Annotated in this window: 11 protein-coding genes; 7 read left to right on the forward strand and 4 right to left on the reverse strand. The window is 69.2% G+C overall.

Annotated elements, in window-relative coordinates; all coding sequences use genetic code 11:
• Positions 1–60: 60 nt before the first annotated feature.
• The 3 genes from FHR38_RS31315 to FHR38_RS31325 form a co-directional block, all read right to left on the reverse strand.
• Positions 61–1296 (reverse strand): IS110 family RNA-guided transposase, encoded by a 1236-nt coding sequence (locus FHR38_RS31315; RefSeq protein WP_184539125.1) that lies wholly within the window; start codon positions 1294–1296, stop codon positions 61–63.
• 275 nt (positions 1297–1571) lie between these two features.
• On the reverse strand, positions 1572–2897 hold the full coding sequence (locus FHR38_RS31320; RefSeq protein ID WP_184538974.1) for a hemolysin family protein: 1326 nt from the start codon (positions 2895–2897) through the stop codon (positions 1572–1574).
• 168 nt (positions 2898–3065) lie between these two features.
• The gene (locus tag FHR38_RS31325) at positions 3066–4049 is read right to left on the reverse strand and encodes an ion transporter (RefSeq protein WP_184538976.1); all 984 of its coding nucleotides are present in this window, start codon (positions 4047–4049) and stop codon (positions 3066–3068) included.
• 282 nt (positions 4050–4331) lie between these two features.
• Between FHR38_RS31325 and FHR38_RS31330 the strand changes: the two genes are divergently transcribed.
• Both FHR38_RS31330 and prfH read left to right on the forward strand, forming a co-directional pair.
• Positions 4332–5531 (forward strand): RNA ligase RtcB family protein, encoded by a 1200-nt coding sequence (locus FHR38_RS31330; RefSeq protein ID WP_184538978.1) that lies wholly within the window; start codon positions 4332–4334, stop codon positions 5529–5531.
• Positions 5528–6193, forward strand: a complete 666-nt coding sequence (gene prfH / locus FHR38_RS31335) for a peptide chain release factor H (protein WP_184538980.1) — start codon at positions 5528–5530, stop codon at positions 6191–6193. Before FHR38_RS31330 ends, prfH begins: the two co-directional genes overlap by 4 nt.
• A gap of 92 nt (positions 6194–6285) precedes the next feature.
• Here prfH and FHR38_RS31340 read toward each other — a convergent pair whose 3' ends face one another.
• On the reverse strand, positions 6286–10068 hold the full coding sequence (locus FHR38_RS31340; protein ID WP_184538982.1) for a S8 family serine peptidase: 3783 nt from the start codon (positions 10066–10068) through the stop codon (positions 6286–6288).
• A 161-nt stretch (positions 10069–10229) separates the two neighbouring features.
• On the opposite strand from FHR38_RS31340, the gene FHR38_RS31345 reads away from it, so the two are divergent.
• From FHR38_RS31345 to FHR38_RS31365, 5 genes are all read left to right on the forward strand, one after another.
• On the forward strand, positions 10230–11186 hold the full coding sequence (locus FHR38_RS31345; protein WP_184538984.1) for a helix-turn-helix domain-containing protein: 957 nt from the start codon (positions 10230–10232) through the stop codon (positions 11184–11186).
• Positions 11187–11337: 151 nt separating this feature from the next.
• Complete coding sequence (locus tag FHR38_RS31350) at positions 11338–11778, forward strand: hypothetical protein (RefSeq protein WP_184538986.1); 441 nt, start codon at positions 11338–11340, stop codon at positions 11776–11778.
• 242 nt (positions 11779–12020) lie between these two features.
• Positions 12021–12899: a helix-turn-helix domain-containing protein gene (locus tag FHR38_RS31355; protein ID WP_312882515.1), complete on the forward strand. Its 879-nt coding sequence runs from the start codon at positions 12021–12023 to the stop codon at positions 12897–12899.
• 148 nt (positions 12900–13047) lie between these two features.
• Positions 13048–13899 (forward strand): dioxygenase family protein, encoded by an 852-nt coding sequence (locus FHR38_RS31360; RefSeq protein WP_184538990.1) that lies wholly within the window; start codon positions 13048–13050, stop codon positions 13897–13899.
• Between the two features lie 250 nt (positions 13900–14149).
• A complete protein-coding gene (locus tag FHR38_RS31365) occupies positions 14150–14911 on the forward strand; it encodes an SDR family NAD(P)-dependent oxidoreductase (protein WP_184538992.1) in 762 nt (253 codons plus the stop codon).
• Positions 14912–14939 lie beyond the last annotated feature (28 nt).

Raw genomic sequence — 14939 nt, forward strand, 5'->3', positions numbered from 1 at the left:
GGAGGCAAGCTATCACCGCAAACTGGGAGAACGCTGAAAGACATCCCAGGAGCTTGAATGTCAAGCAGCGGCCTTGGTGAGGTGATGCGACCAGGCGGTCGCCTCGTCGTAGAGGCTGCCGGTTTTGAGGCATCCGTGCAGGATGCCGACGAGCCGGTTGGCGAGTTGCCGCAGCGCGGCGTTGTAGCTAGTGCCGCGGGCGCGTTGCCGGTCGTAGTAGGCGCGGGCACCCGGCGAGGTCGTCAGTGCGGTGAACGCCTGGGTCATCAGCGCGTCGATGAGCCGGTCGTTGTGGACAAACCGGGCAGCGACGGTCTTCTTCTTGCCGGACGCACGGGTGATCGGGCTGGTCGCGGCGTAGTTCTTGCGGGCCTTGGCCGAGGCGTACCGGTCGTGGTCGTCACCGAACTCAGCGAGCACCCGGGCGCCGAGGACGACACCGAGTCCGGGCTGGGACAGGATGATCTCAGCATCCGGGTGCTGGCCAAAATGGGCCTCGACCTGCCCTTGCAGGGTCTTGACCTGCTCGTTGAGGGTGGCCAGCAGCGCGACCAGGGCACGCACCGACACGGCGTACGCGGCGGTGACCAGGGCCGGCTGGCCGAGGTGCTCGGCGCGCAGGACGGCCTGGATCGCGGCAGCCTTCGTCGGGATGTCACGGCGGCGGGCGCGTTTGAGGGCCGCGCTGATCTGGCTGATACTCAGCCTCGCGGCGCTCGCCGGGTCGGGTGCCTTCGCAAGCAGTTCCAGGGTGTCGGCGGCGTCGAGGTCCTCGAACGCTGCGAGGGCGGCGGGGAAGTACTCCCGCAACGCGTGCCGCAGCCGCTGCCCGGCCCGGGTGCGTTCCCAGATCAGCGTCTTGTGTGTCCGGGTAACGACCTTGACCGCCTCGGCCTCGGCGCTGTCCCCGGCGACCGGGCGCAGTTGGTGCGAGTCGGTGCGCACCATGTCGGCCAGCATGTGCGCGTCGGCCGTGTCGCTCTTGGCACCGGACACGCCGAGCCGTTCCCGATAGCGGGCCGCCTGCAACGGATTGACCGCGTACACCGTGTATCCGGCGGCGACCAGCGCCTGGACCCACGGCCCCCGGTCGGTCTCGATACCGATCTTCACCCGCGCGGCAATGTCGGCGGTGTCGGCGGGGTCGTCGCCGAACCATTGGCCGATCATCGCGTGCAGCCGGGTGATCCCCGTGACGCCCTCGGGCAGCCGAGCCTTGGCCAACCGGCGGCCGGAAGCATCCATCAGCTCGACGTCGTGGTGGTCCTCCGCCCAGTCATCTCCCACGAACAGCAACACGTCTCCCACCTGTCGAATCGATCACCTCCGGTAGCCAGGAGGAGAACCATCAGCGACCTAATGAAGCAGTGCTCACGCCGCAACCGGACGGGCACGACATCCCATCAGCGATCAACTCTCCACACCGACCAGCCAGGGCACGATCTTTCATCAGGACTCGATGTCCAGGAACGACGAGTGCTCACCAACTGGCGGCTACCTACCCACCAGGAGTTTGCCGGATGGCTCACTCCCAGAACTCATTAGGAACCGTCCTGGTCGAGTGACCGGGATCAGGGTCTCGTCGACTCGTCAGCGTCGCCCGAGCCGGTCGGGTCGGCATCGGTCACCGCGCGCCGGTTCGGGCGGAGCCGGACCTTGGTGATCGCCCGGCCGGTCACCTCCAGCACCTCGACAGTGAACCCGGCGAGGCGTACGGTCTCCCCCGCACCGGTCGGGATGTGTCCCAACTGCGACAGGACCAGACCCGCGACAGTCGTGTAGTCGCCCGCGACCGACTCGTCGACGTCCACCCCCACGTCGGACAGATCGTGCAGGGGAAAGCCGCCCGGTAACACCAGCGCCCCGTCGGCGGTACGTACGACGGTCTGCACATCGCGGTCGGTCTCGTCGTAGATCTCTCCCACGATCTCCTCGACCAGGTCCTCCATCGTGACGATGCCGTCGATGGAGCCGCGCTCGTCCACCACGAGGGCGAACTTCTGGCGTTGCAGCCGCATCTCCCGGATCGCCTCGGTGACCTTCAACGTCTCGGGTAGGAACATCGCTGGGCTGGCGTAGTCGGCGACCGGCCCCTCTCGGTCGAGCAGGTCCCGCAGGTGCACCAGGCCGACGACATCGTCGAGGCCGGCACGTCCCACCACCGGGGCGCGGGTCTGCCCGGTTCCGCCAAGTTCCCGCAGGGCCTCCGGTGCGCTCAACCCGATCGGGAGGGTCACCACGTCCCGCCGTGGAACGAGGATCTCTCGCAAGCTGCGCTCGGCCACCTCGAACGCACCACTGATGATCATCCGGTGTTCCGGAGTCAGGCTGCGCTGGGCCGCGACCATGTCCCGCAACTCCTCGGTGGTCACCTCCTCCCGCCGGGCCTTCGGATCGCCACCGGTCAGCCGCACCACCAGGTCGGTGGCCTTGCCCAGCAGCCACACCGCGGGACGGGAGAACGCCGACAGGGTGTCCAACGGCCGGGCTACCAGCAGTGCCCAACCCTCCGCGCGCTGCATCGCGATCCGCTTGGGAGCCAACTCGCCGAAGACCAGGGTGATGAAGGTCAGGACGATCGTCACCAGTACGACGGAGGCGGGCCCGGCCGCGCCGCCGAGAAACCCCAGTGGCTCCACCAGTGGTGCCGCGAGGGACACCGCAGCCGCCGCCGAGGCCAGGAAACCCGCCAGGGTGATGCCGATCTGGATCGTGGCGAGAAACCGGTTCGGATCCCGCGCGAGTCGGGCCAACACCTGACCGCCCCGCGAGGTGCGCTCCAACCGCTGCAGCTGGCTCTCCCGCAGGGAGACCAACGCCATCTCGCTGCCCGCGAACAGAGCATTGACCAGCACCAACACCAGCACCAACGCGACCTGCACGCCATAGCCGCCCACGGGCGCGTCGCCTCCTCGTACGGACCGTTCAGGACATCAACGGTAACGGGCGCATCGCACGCTCAGTGACGAGTCCGAGACTCCTTCCTCCCGGACGGTTCGCCCGGGCGATCATCGGTCGGCGCCAGCCAAGCACTGCGCCAAGGATCGCGGCACGCGGACAGCGGCTCAGGTTCGCGAGTTGGCGGCGGCGCGGCGGCCCTTCGACCGCCGGCTGGTGGAGCGGCGACCCGTACCGGCCCGGCTCGTTGATGGCTGCCGCGCCAGTTCGGCCTCCAGGGCGTCCAACGCGGTCCGCAGCTCACGGAGCCGGGTACCGATGTCGGACAACTCGCCGACCGGAGCCGGCGACGGCGTAGCCGGTACCGCCATGACCGCCGCGCCAGGGGCGATCGGGGGCGGCTCAGGGTTTCGCTGGGTTGGCCGTTCCGCCTGATGTGCGTCCTCCAGTGCCTTCAGCACGATGCCGACGAGAAGGTTCGTGAGGAGGTAGGAGGCCATGATGATGTAGGAGGCGTAGTAGATGACGCTCCACTCGGATACGGCCCGTCCGGCGTTGAAGGCGTCGGTGATGCCGTCGAGGGAGAGCAGCAGGAAGAGGGTGAACATGGCGCGTCCGACCGTGCCGTACAGGTCCGGGTAGGCGTCCCCGAAGGCCATCCAGCCGACCATGGCGTAGAGGTAGATGGTCAGTGCCGCGATCAGCAGGAAGCTGGCGAGACCCGGCAGACTGCGTAACACTCCGCCGATGATGACCCGGAGGCCCGGGAAGAGCCGAACGGCCCGGACGATACGGGCGAGCCGGATCAGCCGCAGCAGGGTGACGTTCTCCCGCACGCCGGGCAGCAGCGGAGCGCAGATGATCAGCAGGTCGAAGATGTTCCAACCGTCGCGGAAGAAGCCGCCGGGGGCGGTGAGGTGGGCACCGAATCGCAGGCCCAGTTCGACCAGGAAGAGGGAGAGGAAGACGTACTCGGCGGCCCACAGGATCGGGCCGGCTTCGGCGAGTGCCCGGTCGTAGGTCTCGACACCGAGCACGACCGCGTTGACGATGATCAGCCCGAAGGATGCGGCATTGAACCAGTCTGCGCTGACTACCCGCTCACACCAGCTCGCCAGGCGCTCCCTGACGGTAGTCGAGACCTCGTACACGCCGACACGCTCCCCTGTGGATGGCTCCGTCCGGCGGACAGCCTAATTTGCGGCGTACGTCCGGGACCGGCAGACCACCCGGTGTTCGCGGCGGTCATCCGGTCGTGGGCTGAGGACGGTTACGGCAACCGGTACGCCGGAAAACCGCTTGCCGCTCGTCGAAGGCTCAGGGAACGTGTGGGCATGACGTTCTGATGGACCTCCCCGCCCCTGCCCGGCCCACGCGCCGGCCAGCGCCGTGCCGCTGTTCGCCCGTACCCTTCCTCAGCGAAGAGAGCGTCCTTGTCTACGCAAGACTCCCGGCAGGAATCCCTGCCGCAATCCGCCCGGACCACCGGTTCGGCCACCGTCACCGTTTTCGCCTCCCCCACGAGCTGGATAGAGTCCGACGCCCTGGCCCAGTGCCACCAGGTGGCGGCCCTCGACGGAATGATCCACGTCGCCGCCATGCCCGATCTGCATCCCGGCAAGGGCGCCCCCATCGGTGCCGCCATGGCATCGAGTGTGCTGTACCCGTTCCTGGTGGGCTCCGACATCGGCTGCGGCATCGCGGTATTCCCCATCAAGCTCAAGCACGCCGTACCCGAAAAGCTCGCCGCCCGGTTCCCCGACCTCGACCAGGCGCTCGACCCGGTGCGCGACGCCGACGACCCGGCCTGGGCCGTGGTGGACGATGAGATCCCCGCCGGTCACCTCGAAGGCCTCGGGACGGTTGGCCGGGGCAACCACTTCGTCGAGTTGGCGCGGATCGACAGCATCCTCGATCCGGCCCACGCGACGCGTCTCGGGCTCACCGCCGGTGGCCTTGTCCTCATCGTCCACAGCGGCTCCCGAGGGCTGGGCGAGCAGATCCTGCGGGCGCACACCGAGGTGCACGGTGCGGGATCCGCCCCGGACCCCGCCGCCTACCTGGCGCTGCACGACGATGCCGTGCGATGGGGGTCGCTCAACCGGCGGCTGATGGCCGCCCGGGTCGCCTACGCCCTGGGGGCCGAGCCCACCGAGCCGCTTGTCGACCAGTGTCACAACCTGGTCGAGGTTCGCGATGGCGTCTATCTGCACCGCAAGGGGGCGGCCCCGGGCGACGGTCGCGACGTGCTCATCGCCGGTACGCGTGGCACCCGTTCCTACCTGGTCGCCGGTCACGCCGGTCCGGACGCCAACCATTCGGTGGCGCACGGGGCGGGCCGCAAGATGTCCCGTGCCGACGCGTTGCGCCGGGGCCGGGCCAAGCACACGGTCGAGGAGTTGCGCCGTACGCCGGTGGGTTCCCTGGTCGTGTGCGGGGACCGCCAGCTTCTCTTCGAGGAGGCACCGACGGCCTACAAGCGCATCGAGCAGGTGATCGCCGACCTGGTGGACCACGACCTGGCCACCCCCATCGTCAGCACGGTTCCGCTGGTCACATACAAGACGCCCACCCTCGGGCCGAACTCTCCACGGGATCGGCGGGACCAGCGTCGCAATCGGGGCCGTTCGTGACCGTCCACCTGCTCCTGTCGGCCGGACGTGGACCGCAGGAGTGTGCCTGGGCGTTGGCCCAACTGTTGCGCCGGCTGGAGGCCGACGCCCTCCGGCAGAAGATGACCACCCGTCGGATCCAGACCGTCGCCGGTGACCAGCCCGGCACCTACCGGTCGGTCCTGGTCCGGATCGCCGGAGCCGGTGTCGACGACTTCGTGGCGTCGTGGAGCGGGACGCTCTGCTGGCAGGCCCCCAGCCCCTACCGCACGGACGCCGGCCGAAAGAACTGGTACGTCACCGCCCGACCGTGCCAGGTCGACGTCCCGCACACCACGTTCGCGGAAGCGGACGTCGACATCGTGGCCTGTCGCACCGGAGGTCCCGGCGGTCAACATCGGAACAAGGCCAGCACAGCGGTACGGGCGACCCATCGCCCGTCGGGGACCGTCGTGGTGGTCGACACCGAGCGGCAGTTCAGTCTCAACCGCAGCATCGCCCTGGAGTTGCTGCGACAACGGATCGAGCACCGCGACGAGGAGGCGGGACGCGCGGTTACCACCGCCCGGTGGCGGGTCCACGATGAGCTGGTACGTGGTAACCCCACCCGCGTCGAACGCCCAGGACCCGACCTGCCCCCGCGAGACCGGACCCGCAAGCGGAGACGGCAGGCAGCAGACTGACCGGCGACGATGGGCCGGGCTCCGCCGGGATCGACGTCGAACGCCCCCACCCGTTGCCAGTCGGGTGGGGGCTTCGATCGTGCTCCGTACGCTCAGCGAAGCTGGTACGCGCGGGTCACGGTCTGCTCGACGGTGTTGCCGTCCGCGTCGGTGGCCTGCACCCGCAGCGAGACGAATCCATTCGTGGTGGCCAGCTTCGGGTGCCGGACGATGGCCTCGAACTGCCCCGCCCGTTTCCGGTCGACGTCGGCCAACTGCCAGGTCGTGCCGTCGTCGTAGGAGACCCACAGCTTGGTGTCCCGGATCGCCGGACCGGACAGCCCCTTCGGGTGTCGAACGTTCAGCCCGATCTCGAACCGGCGGTCGGCCTTTGCCCGGTTGTTGATGTCGACGTCGATGTCGTAGTCGACCGACAGCATCGGCACGAGCTGTCGGGCGTCCGGACGCTGCGAGTGGAACGTCCACGCGGTGTTGACCTTGGTGGAGGTCGTCCACCACGGGTCTGCCCGTTCCACGTCGAGGGTGACCCGGTACTGGGCCCGTTCCGGTGCCGCCGGGAACGCGAACGTGGGCAGCTTCGACGTGCCGAGGCGCTCGCCGTTGCGGTAGACGGTGGCGAGCACCTTGTCACGCTGGATCGCCACGTAGGTCTGCGTGTGGTCAGTCCCGGTATCGAGCAGGCCGGCGGCCTGGACCACGACGAGATCGCCGTCCCGGAACGCCGCCTCGTCGAGCGCAGGCGGCAACGCCGTACGGGATACCGCCTTGTTCCAGGTCCGGGACAGCCGCTGTCCCGGTCTCAACACACCGATCGACTCCCCGAGTTCCGACCCGCCGAGCTGCCAGGTCGGACCGATCAGCACCCGCTGGGTGGTCCGTAGGCCGGTGGTGACGTACTCGGTCCGGGTGGCCGGCATGGGTAGCCGGGTGTACTGGCCGAATGCGGTGTTCTGTCCCGGCACCCAGAAGAACCTCAGGTCGCCGCCCTCGGTGCCGGCCGCCGATGCGCGGTAGACCGTACGCAGGGTCGCCAACTCGTTGTTCCGCACCTGGTAACGCGGGTTGGCCGGCCACCCACCCTGCGGCGACTTGACCAGGTCGTAGGAGTACGGGCTGACCGCCACCCCGGTGAACTCGATGGTCACCCGGTCCCGACGCAGCACGTCGAGCAGTTTCTCACCCTGTTTCCCGGAGAGGGTCATCGCCGGAACCGCGCTGGGCGTGGTGTCCCCCCAGAGGTCGGCACCCCACCGGCCGGGTGCGTTGTTGAAGATGATCACCGCTGCGGCGCCGGCCTCGATCGCCCTGGCCAACTGGTCCCGGAACGGGACGTTCGCACTGCGCCTGACCAGTGCGGTCTTGCCGCGCACGTCGAGTCCGGCATATTCCTGGGCGGTTCCGGTGCCGGCGGAGACCACCGGCAACCGCTTGGTCCCGTCGAAGCGCAGGGAACCGACGTGTCCGCCGAAGTAGGCGAGTTCGTCCAGCGACACCTTGTTCCGGCCGACGACGCGGGCAGCCAGGTCGGGGGCGGTCAGCTTCCAACCGAAGTACGGGCGGAAGTTGTCATTCGGCTGCGCGGTCGGAATCGTGTAGACGGCGGTTTCTCCGCCCAGCCACTGCTCAAGGGCCCAGTAGTACTTCTGGTCGGTGCTGTGGGCGGTAAAGCCGACCCGGGCATGGACGGTCTGCGAGGGCTTCGGCGTCCGTACCGTCACCGGGGCACCCTTGCGCGCGTCGAAGGTGATGGTCCGATCACCGGTGATCACCACGTTGGGCAGGGTGCCCATGGTGTACTCCCAGACCCGGTCGTACTCGGGGCTGCGGGTGACGGTGTCGGCCTGGAAGAGGTACTCGGTGTCGGCGGGCAGGGTCAACGACAACGTGCCATCCGGACTGGGATTGGTGAAGTTCGACTCCCCACGTCCATCCATCGAGACGTACCGGACCAGGGTCGACGCGGGGTCGGCCGGAGCGCCGTCGCGTCCGACGACCTTGACCGTGACCTTGAACCGCTTCACGTCCTTGACCAGACCGATCGCCGTGGACACGACGGTGGCACCGTCAGCGGAGACACCGGACAGGTGGCCACTGTAGGTGCCGGTCGGGACATCGGCGGCGGACATGGTCACCGGCACCGTCGCGGTGCCCTTCGCCGGCACGGTCACCGAGTCGGCCCCGAGGCTGAGCAGCCCGGCCGGCAGTTCGGTCCCCGTCCCCCGGAGGGTGAGGGCGAGGGTGACCGGCTGGTCACCGGGGTTGGTGTACGTCACCTGCTTGACCACGGGTGTGGTGGCGTCCCACTGCGCGATGCCGAAACTCACCACACCGGTGCCGGAGACGGCCTGTCGGGTGGCCCGGGACACGTCCACCCGACCCGCCCCCTGGCTGAACGCCGGGGTGCTTGCGTGCGCCTTCGCCGTGCTGACCAGGTGTCCCTTGAGCCGATCGGCGGGCCAGTCCGGATACCGCTGGGCGAGGATCGCCGCCGCTCCGGCGACGTGGGGGGTGGCCATCGAGGTTCCGCTGGCCGAGGTGTAGTGCTCGTCGACGACCGTTCCCATTGCGGTTCCGGTAGCGCGCGCGGCGACGATGCCCACTCCCGGCGCGGTGATCTCGGGCTTGACGACACCATCACCGACCCGGGGGCCACGGCTGGAGAAGTCCGCGATGTCGTCCGCGTCGTCGACCGCGCCCACGGTCAGGGCCGCATCGGCCGTTCCCGGGCTGCCGAGGGTGCTGGCCCCCTGCCGGCCGTCGTTGCCGGCGGCGATGGTGAACAACGCACCGGTCTCCGCGGTCAACTCGTTGACCGCCAACGACATCGGGTCGGTGCCGTCACCCCCCGGGCCACCAAGGCTCATCGAGACGATCTTCGCACCGGAGCGGGCGGCCCACTCCATGCCTTCGATGATTCCGGACTGCGCGCCGCTGCCGCCGTCGCCGAGCACCTTGCCGACGATCAGCTGCGCTCCGGGTGCGACACCCTTGTGCCTTCCGCCGGAGGCCGCACCGGTGCCGGCGATGGTCGCGGCGACGTGGGTGCCGTGGCCGTGGCCGTCCTTGACCTCCTCGTTCGGGACGAAGCTACGACTGTCGACGATCTTGCCGGCCAGGTCCGGGTGGCTGGTGTCGACCCCGGTGTCCAGCACCGCCACCTTCACGCCGGTGCCGTCGTAGCCCGCGGCCCAGGCATCGGGAGCACCGATCTGGGGCACGCTCACGTCGAGCAGCGCCTCGGCCCTGCCGTCCAGCCAGACCCGTTCGATCCCACCGGCGAGTTGGGTACGGGCCGTACCCGCCTGCGGGCTGTCGTCGTCGATGGCTTCCCAGAACACCTCCGCCTGCTTCTTGTCGGCCGCCATCGCCGCGCCGTTGATGCTGGTCAGCGAACGCAGTGCCTGGGCACCGGAGGGGGCAGCCGGTGCGGCCCTACGTGCGTCGACCGCCGCCGCCCGGTAGCGCACGATCAGCGGGATCGAACCGCTACGCGCGTCGTCGTACCCCTGCTCGATCAGGCCGGTGACGTTGAACAGTCGCCGGTCCAGCTTTCCGGAGATCACCAAGGACTGGGCCTCCCGGGGTAGGACGTAGGTGTCCCGGCCCTCGGTCGTGATGGTGACATTTCCGTTCGAGCCCGTCCGACCGTTCACGGTCACCTGGGTCGGTTGGTTGCCGCCGCTCGTGACCGTGACGACATCACCGGTTATCAGGGTGACCCGGCTCGTGGTCTGTCCCGACCCGGGGGCCTTGGTCACCACCCCACCTGTTGGTGGTTCCGACGGTTGCCCGTGGGCGGCCGCGCCACCGCCCGGTACGACGAGCGCGGCGGCGACAGTGACGCCGAGCAGACTGCGTCTACGCCATCTTGGCATCTCAGTGACTCCCCTCCATAGACGCTGATGGGCGTCCAATGATCGAGAAGCTTCGCCAAGGTCCGACCGGCGGCGCTACGGTTTCTCCTGGCGAAGATCAGACATGTCAGGTCTCCGCCAACGTGGACGGGTCGGGGCAGACCAGCGGGCGGGGAGGGCTAGTGCTGCGTGGGTTCGGCATCGACGAGCTCGATGAGGCGGTGTACGTCGAGATCCTCCGGCGCCGTCAGGCGACCGCCGCCGAGCTGGTGGACGTGCTCGGCATCGATCCGGCGATCGTCGGCGACTGCCTGGCCAAGCTCGCCACACACGGCCTGGTGACCGGACACGCGGACGGACTACACACAGCGGTGGCGCCGGACGTCGGCCTCGGCACGCTCATCGTCCAACGGCAGGCCGAACTACAGCAGGTCCAGAGCAGACTCACCGAGTTGGTCGCGGTGTACCGCACCGGTTCGTCGTGGCTGTCCGGCCAGGTCGAGGCGATCACCACACCCGAGCAACTCGCCAGTTGGCTCGACTCCATGGAACGCGGTGCCCAGCGTGAGGCCCTGGCGTTCTTCCGGCCGCCGTACATCCTGAACCCCGACCTCGAAACGATCACCCGATTCGCACCGACCTACCGCTACGTGTACGAGCGCAGCGCCTTCGACGATCCTCGGGCACCCGAGGAGATCAGCGGCTACCTGAAGAACGGCTACGAGATCCGGATCGCGGACTCCCTACCGAGCAAGCTGATCATCATCGACCGGCAGGCGGTCGTCCTCCCGATGCGATCCGACCAGGTCAGCATGCATCCGGGTTTCCTCCTGGTCCGAGGTGAGTCGTTGGTACGTTCCCTGGTCGACCTCTTCGAACGGGTGTGGGCGACGGCGACACCGCTACGGGTAACCGCCGCCGGTGACCTGGCCAACGACGTACCGGCCATGGACGAGGTCGACGTCCACCTGCTCACGCTCCTGCTGTCCGGTCTACCGGACAAGACCGTCGCCAGCCGGCTCGGCACCAGCGAACGTACGGTGCAGCGTCGCCTCCGTCGTCTGATGGCCCTGACCGGAGCCAGCAGTCGGATGCAGCTCGGCTGGTACGCCGCCCGCTCCGGGCTCATCCCGCTCTGACCGCTGTTTCGGTCCGGGCCAGGCGGGTAGTCGGGGGGCGACCAGGCGGGTAGACGGGGGTGCCGCGCCTCGACGGAGGTGCCCGGAGGTCAGCACGTCCCCGGAGGTCAGCACGTCCCCGGAGGTCAGCACGTCCCTGGAGGTCAGCAACATGACGAAGGCGGTCCCGATCGTGCGGGGGGCGATGCGGGGCGCGATCGCCGCCATGGCCATGTCCGGCCTGCGTCAGCTCACCACCTCCCTCGGCCTCGTCGAGCGGATCCCACCGGAGTCGGTCCTCCTGCACACCGCCCCCGGTCTCCTGCGTCGGATCCCGGTCAAGCGTCGCAGCGCGCTGGTCGAGGTGGTCCACTGGTCCTACGGGCTGGCCGGCGGTGTGTTCTTCGGCGTACTCCCCCGCCGGCTGCGTCGCTGGCGGTGGGCGGGACCGGCGTACGGGTTCCTGTTCTGGGCCGGGTACGGGGCGGCCATCGCCCCACTGCTCGGTATCAGTATCCGCCGCGGCGGACTGAGCGAGCAGTTGGCCCTGCTGGCCGATCATCTGCTCTACGGCAGTGTGGTCGGCGCCGCACCCTGGCTGCACCAGGACTGACCATCGGACTGGCGGGACATCCGATTCCGGCAACAGTGATCGATATCCGTTCGTCATAGGCTCGCTGCCGAGGGGTGGAGACGATGGGCGGGTGAGCCAGTGACACGGCAGCGTACGAGGCGTCGCATGGCGAGTACGACATGAGGTCGCCGCTCTCCGAGCCGCCGCCTTCATCCACCCGGACGAACCGCTGTGAAACGGTGTCGGCCGGTCGGGGCACGTGGGGAGATGGCCCACTGCCGGTGCATCGGTTGGCGGTGCCCGCCCCGGAGGCACTACCGTTCGCGATCGGTACATTCGAGACGATCGGCCCGCTGTCGCGGGCCAGCTTTCCGCACCGGCACACCTTCTACGAGGTGGTGCTGGTGACCGGCGGCACGGGCACCCACGTCATCGACTTCGTCGAGCAGCCGCTGCGACCGCCGCACCTGTACGTCATCGCCCCCGGTCAGGTGCACTTCTGGGACCGGGTCTCCGGCCTGTGTGGACGGGTGACGCTCTTCACCGACGAGTTCCTGCTCGCCCATCCGGGCGATCGGGCCGTACTTCACGCCCTCAGCGAAGTGCCGTGGCTGGAGTTGACCGCAGGTGAGGCAGCCGACTTCGCAGCGCTGATGGCCCAGATGGAGCGCGAGTACCGCCGTCGGGACGAGGGGTTCACCTCCGTCCTACAGGCATACCTGCACGTGCTGGTCGTGCGGGCCCGACGCTCACCGGGCATCGCACCGCCGGCACGGGGTACGGATCGGGCCACAGGGGTTGTCCAACGGTTCAGCCAGCTACTGAGCGATCCGAAACCCGGACAGCGGTCCGTGGCCGCCTACGCCGGCCGGATCGGCGTATCGGTCAGCTACCTCAACGACGTGGTCAAGGAGGTCACCGGGCGGACCCCGGGCAAGCTCATCCGCGAGGTCCAGGTCCTGGAGGCCAAACGCCTACTGGCGCGAACCGGAATGACGGTGGGGCAGGTAGCCCGCGAACTGAACTTCGACCCGGCGTACTTCTGCCGGTTCTTCCGCCGGGAAACCGGAGTCAGTCCCGGAACGTTCCGGCGCGGTGTCGGTGGAAATCACCACATCCACCCACAGAAATCCATCGACGTTTCCGAATTTGAAACATAGCGTCGACACACACCCGTCGAGCGGCCCCCGCAACGGCGGCCGGCAACCCGGTCCTCGCGGTCGAGAACCGTGGCGGCCGGTCCCCTGCCGGCCGCCAACGAGTCCCGGGCGTCCCCCGCCCGCACCCCTGACGTCTAGGAGAACGAGCATGACTGGCGAACAGAGCGAACACCCGCCCATCGGTGATACCGCCGGCTCCCCGCCCACTGGCGGGATCACCCGGAAGAAGCTGCTGAAGGCGGCCGTGGTCGCCGCACCAGCACCGTTCCTCGTCGGTGCCCTGCCCGCCCTGGCGGGGAATCGGACTCCGTCGGGTCAGTCCCTGGACCCGACACCGTACTGCGACGACGGGGACGATCCGACGCCACCGCAGATGGAAGGCCCCTACTTCAAGCCGAACTCACCACAGCGCACGTCGATGCTGGACGGCACCGGCACCCGGCTGGTCCTCACCGGTACCGTCTACGGCCTCGCCTGCCAGCCCATCGCCAACGCACTGCTCGACTTCTGGCAGGCCGACGCCAACGGCGCGTACGACAACACCGGCTTCCGCTTCCGGGGACACCAGTACACCAACTCGCAGGGCGCGTTCAGCCTCACCACCATCGTTCCGGGCCTCTACCCGGGCCGTACCCGGCACATCCACGTCAAGGTGCAGGCACCAGGGCGGCCCATCCTCACCACCCAGCTCTACTTCCCGGGCGAGCCGCGCAACGCCACCGACTCGCTGTACAACCCGGCGCTGTTGATGTCGATCCAGAACGTCGGCACGGAGCGGCGGGCGACCTTCGACTTCGTGCTCAACGTCAACCAGACCCCGGGCCCCACGCCGACCTCGACCGGCACCCCGCCACCCAGCGGCACCTGGCGGGCCGGCGTGTCGTACCCGGTCGGCACCCAGGTCAGCTACAACAGCCTGAACTACCGCTGCCAGATCGCCCACACCTCGATGGTCGGCTGGGAACCGCCGAACGCGCCAGCGCTCTGGCAGCGCATCTGAGCTGATCCGAGCCGATGACAGGCCCCGGGCGGCCCCATCGTCAGGTGCGGGTAGCCCGGGGCGGTCCGACGCGGCACGGAAACCGACGCGGGGCGGCACGGAAACCGACGCGGGGCGGCACGGAAACCGGCACGACGCGGCACGGAAACCGGCACGACGCGGCGTGGAAACCGGCACGACGCGGCGTGGAAACCGGCACGACGCGGCGTGGAAGCCGCCGCAGCCGGACCGGGTGGGCCAGACTGACGGCATGGCAGCTTCGCGGCTCGACGGGGCGGTCGCGCTGGTCACCGGCGGCTCGTCGGGCATCGGTGCGGCGACGGCCCGACGCCTGGCCCGACACGGGGCCACCGTCTTCCTGTCCGGTCGGGACGCCGACCGGCTGGCGGCGCTCGCCGCCGAACTGGGCGGCACGGCGGTACCCGGCGACCTCACCGAGGCGGGAGCGGCCGAGGAGTTGACGCAACGGGTGCTGACGACGGCCGGCCGGATCGACGTGCTGGTCAACAATGCCGGCCTGGGTTGGGCCGGACCGCTCGACGAGATCACCGGTCCGGAGATCTCCCAGTTGACGACGGTCAACCTACTCTCGCCGATGCTGCTCACCCGGGCCGTCCTGCCGGGCATGTTACAGCGCGGGCGGGGCCACCTCGGCTTCGTCAGCTCCATCGCCGGCCGGCTCGGGGTCCGCGACGAGGCGGTGTACGCGGCCACCAAGGCCGGTCTGGACGTCTTCGCCGGGAGCCTACGGCAGGAGACGGCGGGCACGGGTGTGACGGTCACCGTGCTGGTGCCGGGCGTGGTGGACACCCAGTTCTTCACCCGCCGCAACCGGCCGTACCAGCGGAGCAGGCCCGGGCCGGTGACCGCGGACCGGGCGGCTGCCGCGCTGGTCGCCGCGATGCTGGGCGGCCGGGACGAGGTGTACGTGCCGCGCTGGTTACGCCTGCCGGTGGCGGTCCGGGGCACTCTGCCCGGCACCTACCGGCGGCTCGCCGGCCGGCTGGGTTGAACCTCCTCCAGTCGACACTGGCCGCCTG

Source organism: Micromonospora polyrhachis (assembly GCF_014203835.1).
GTDB classification, from domain to species: Bacteria; Actinomycetota; Actinomycetes; order Mycobacteriales; family Micromonosporaceae; genus Micromonospora_H; species Micromonospora_H polyrhachis.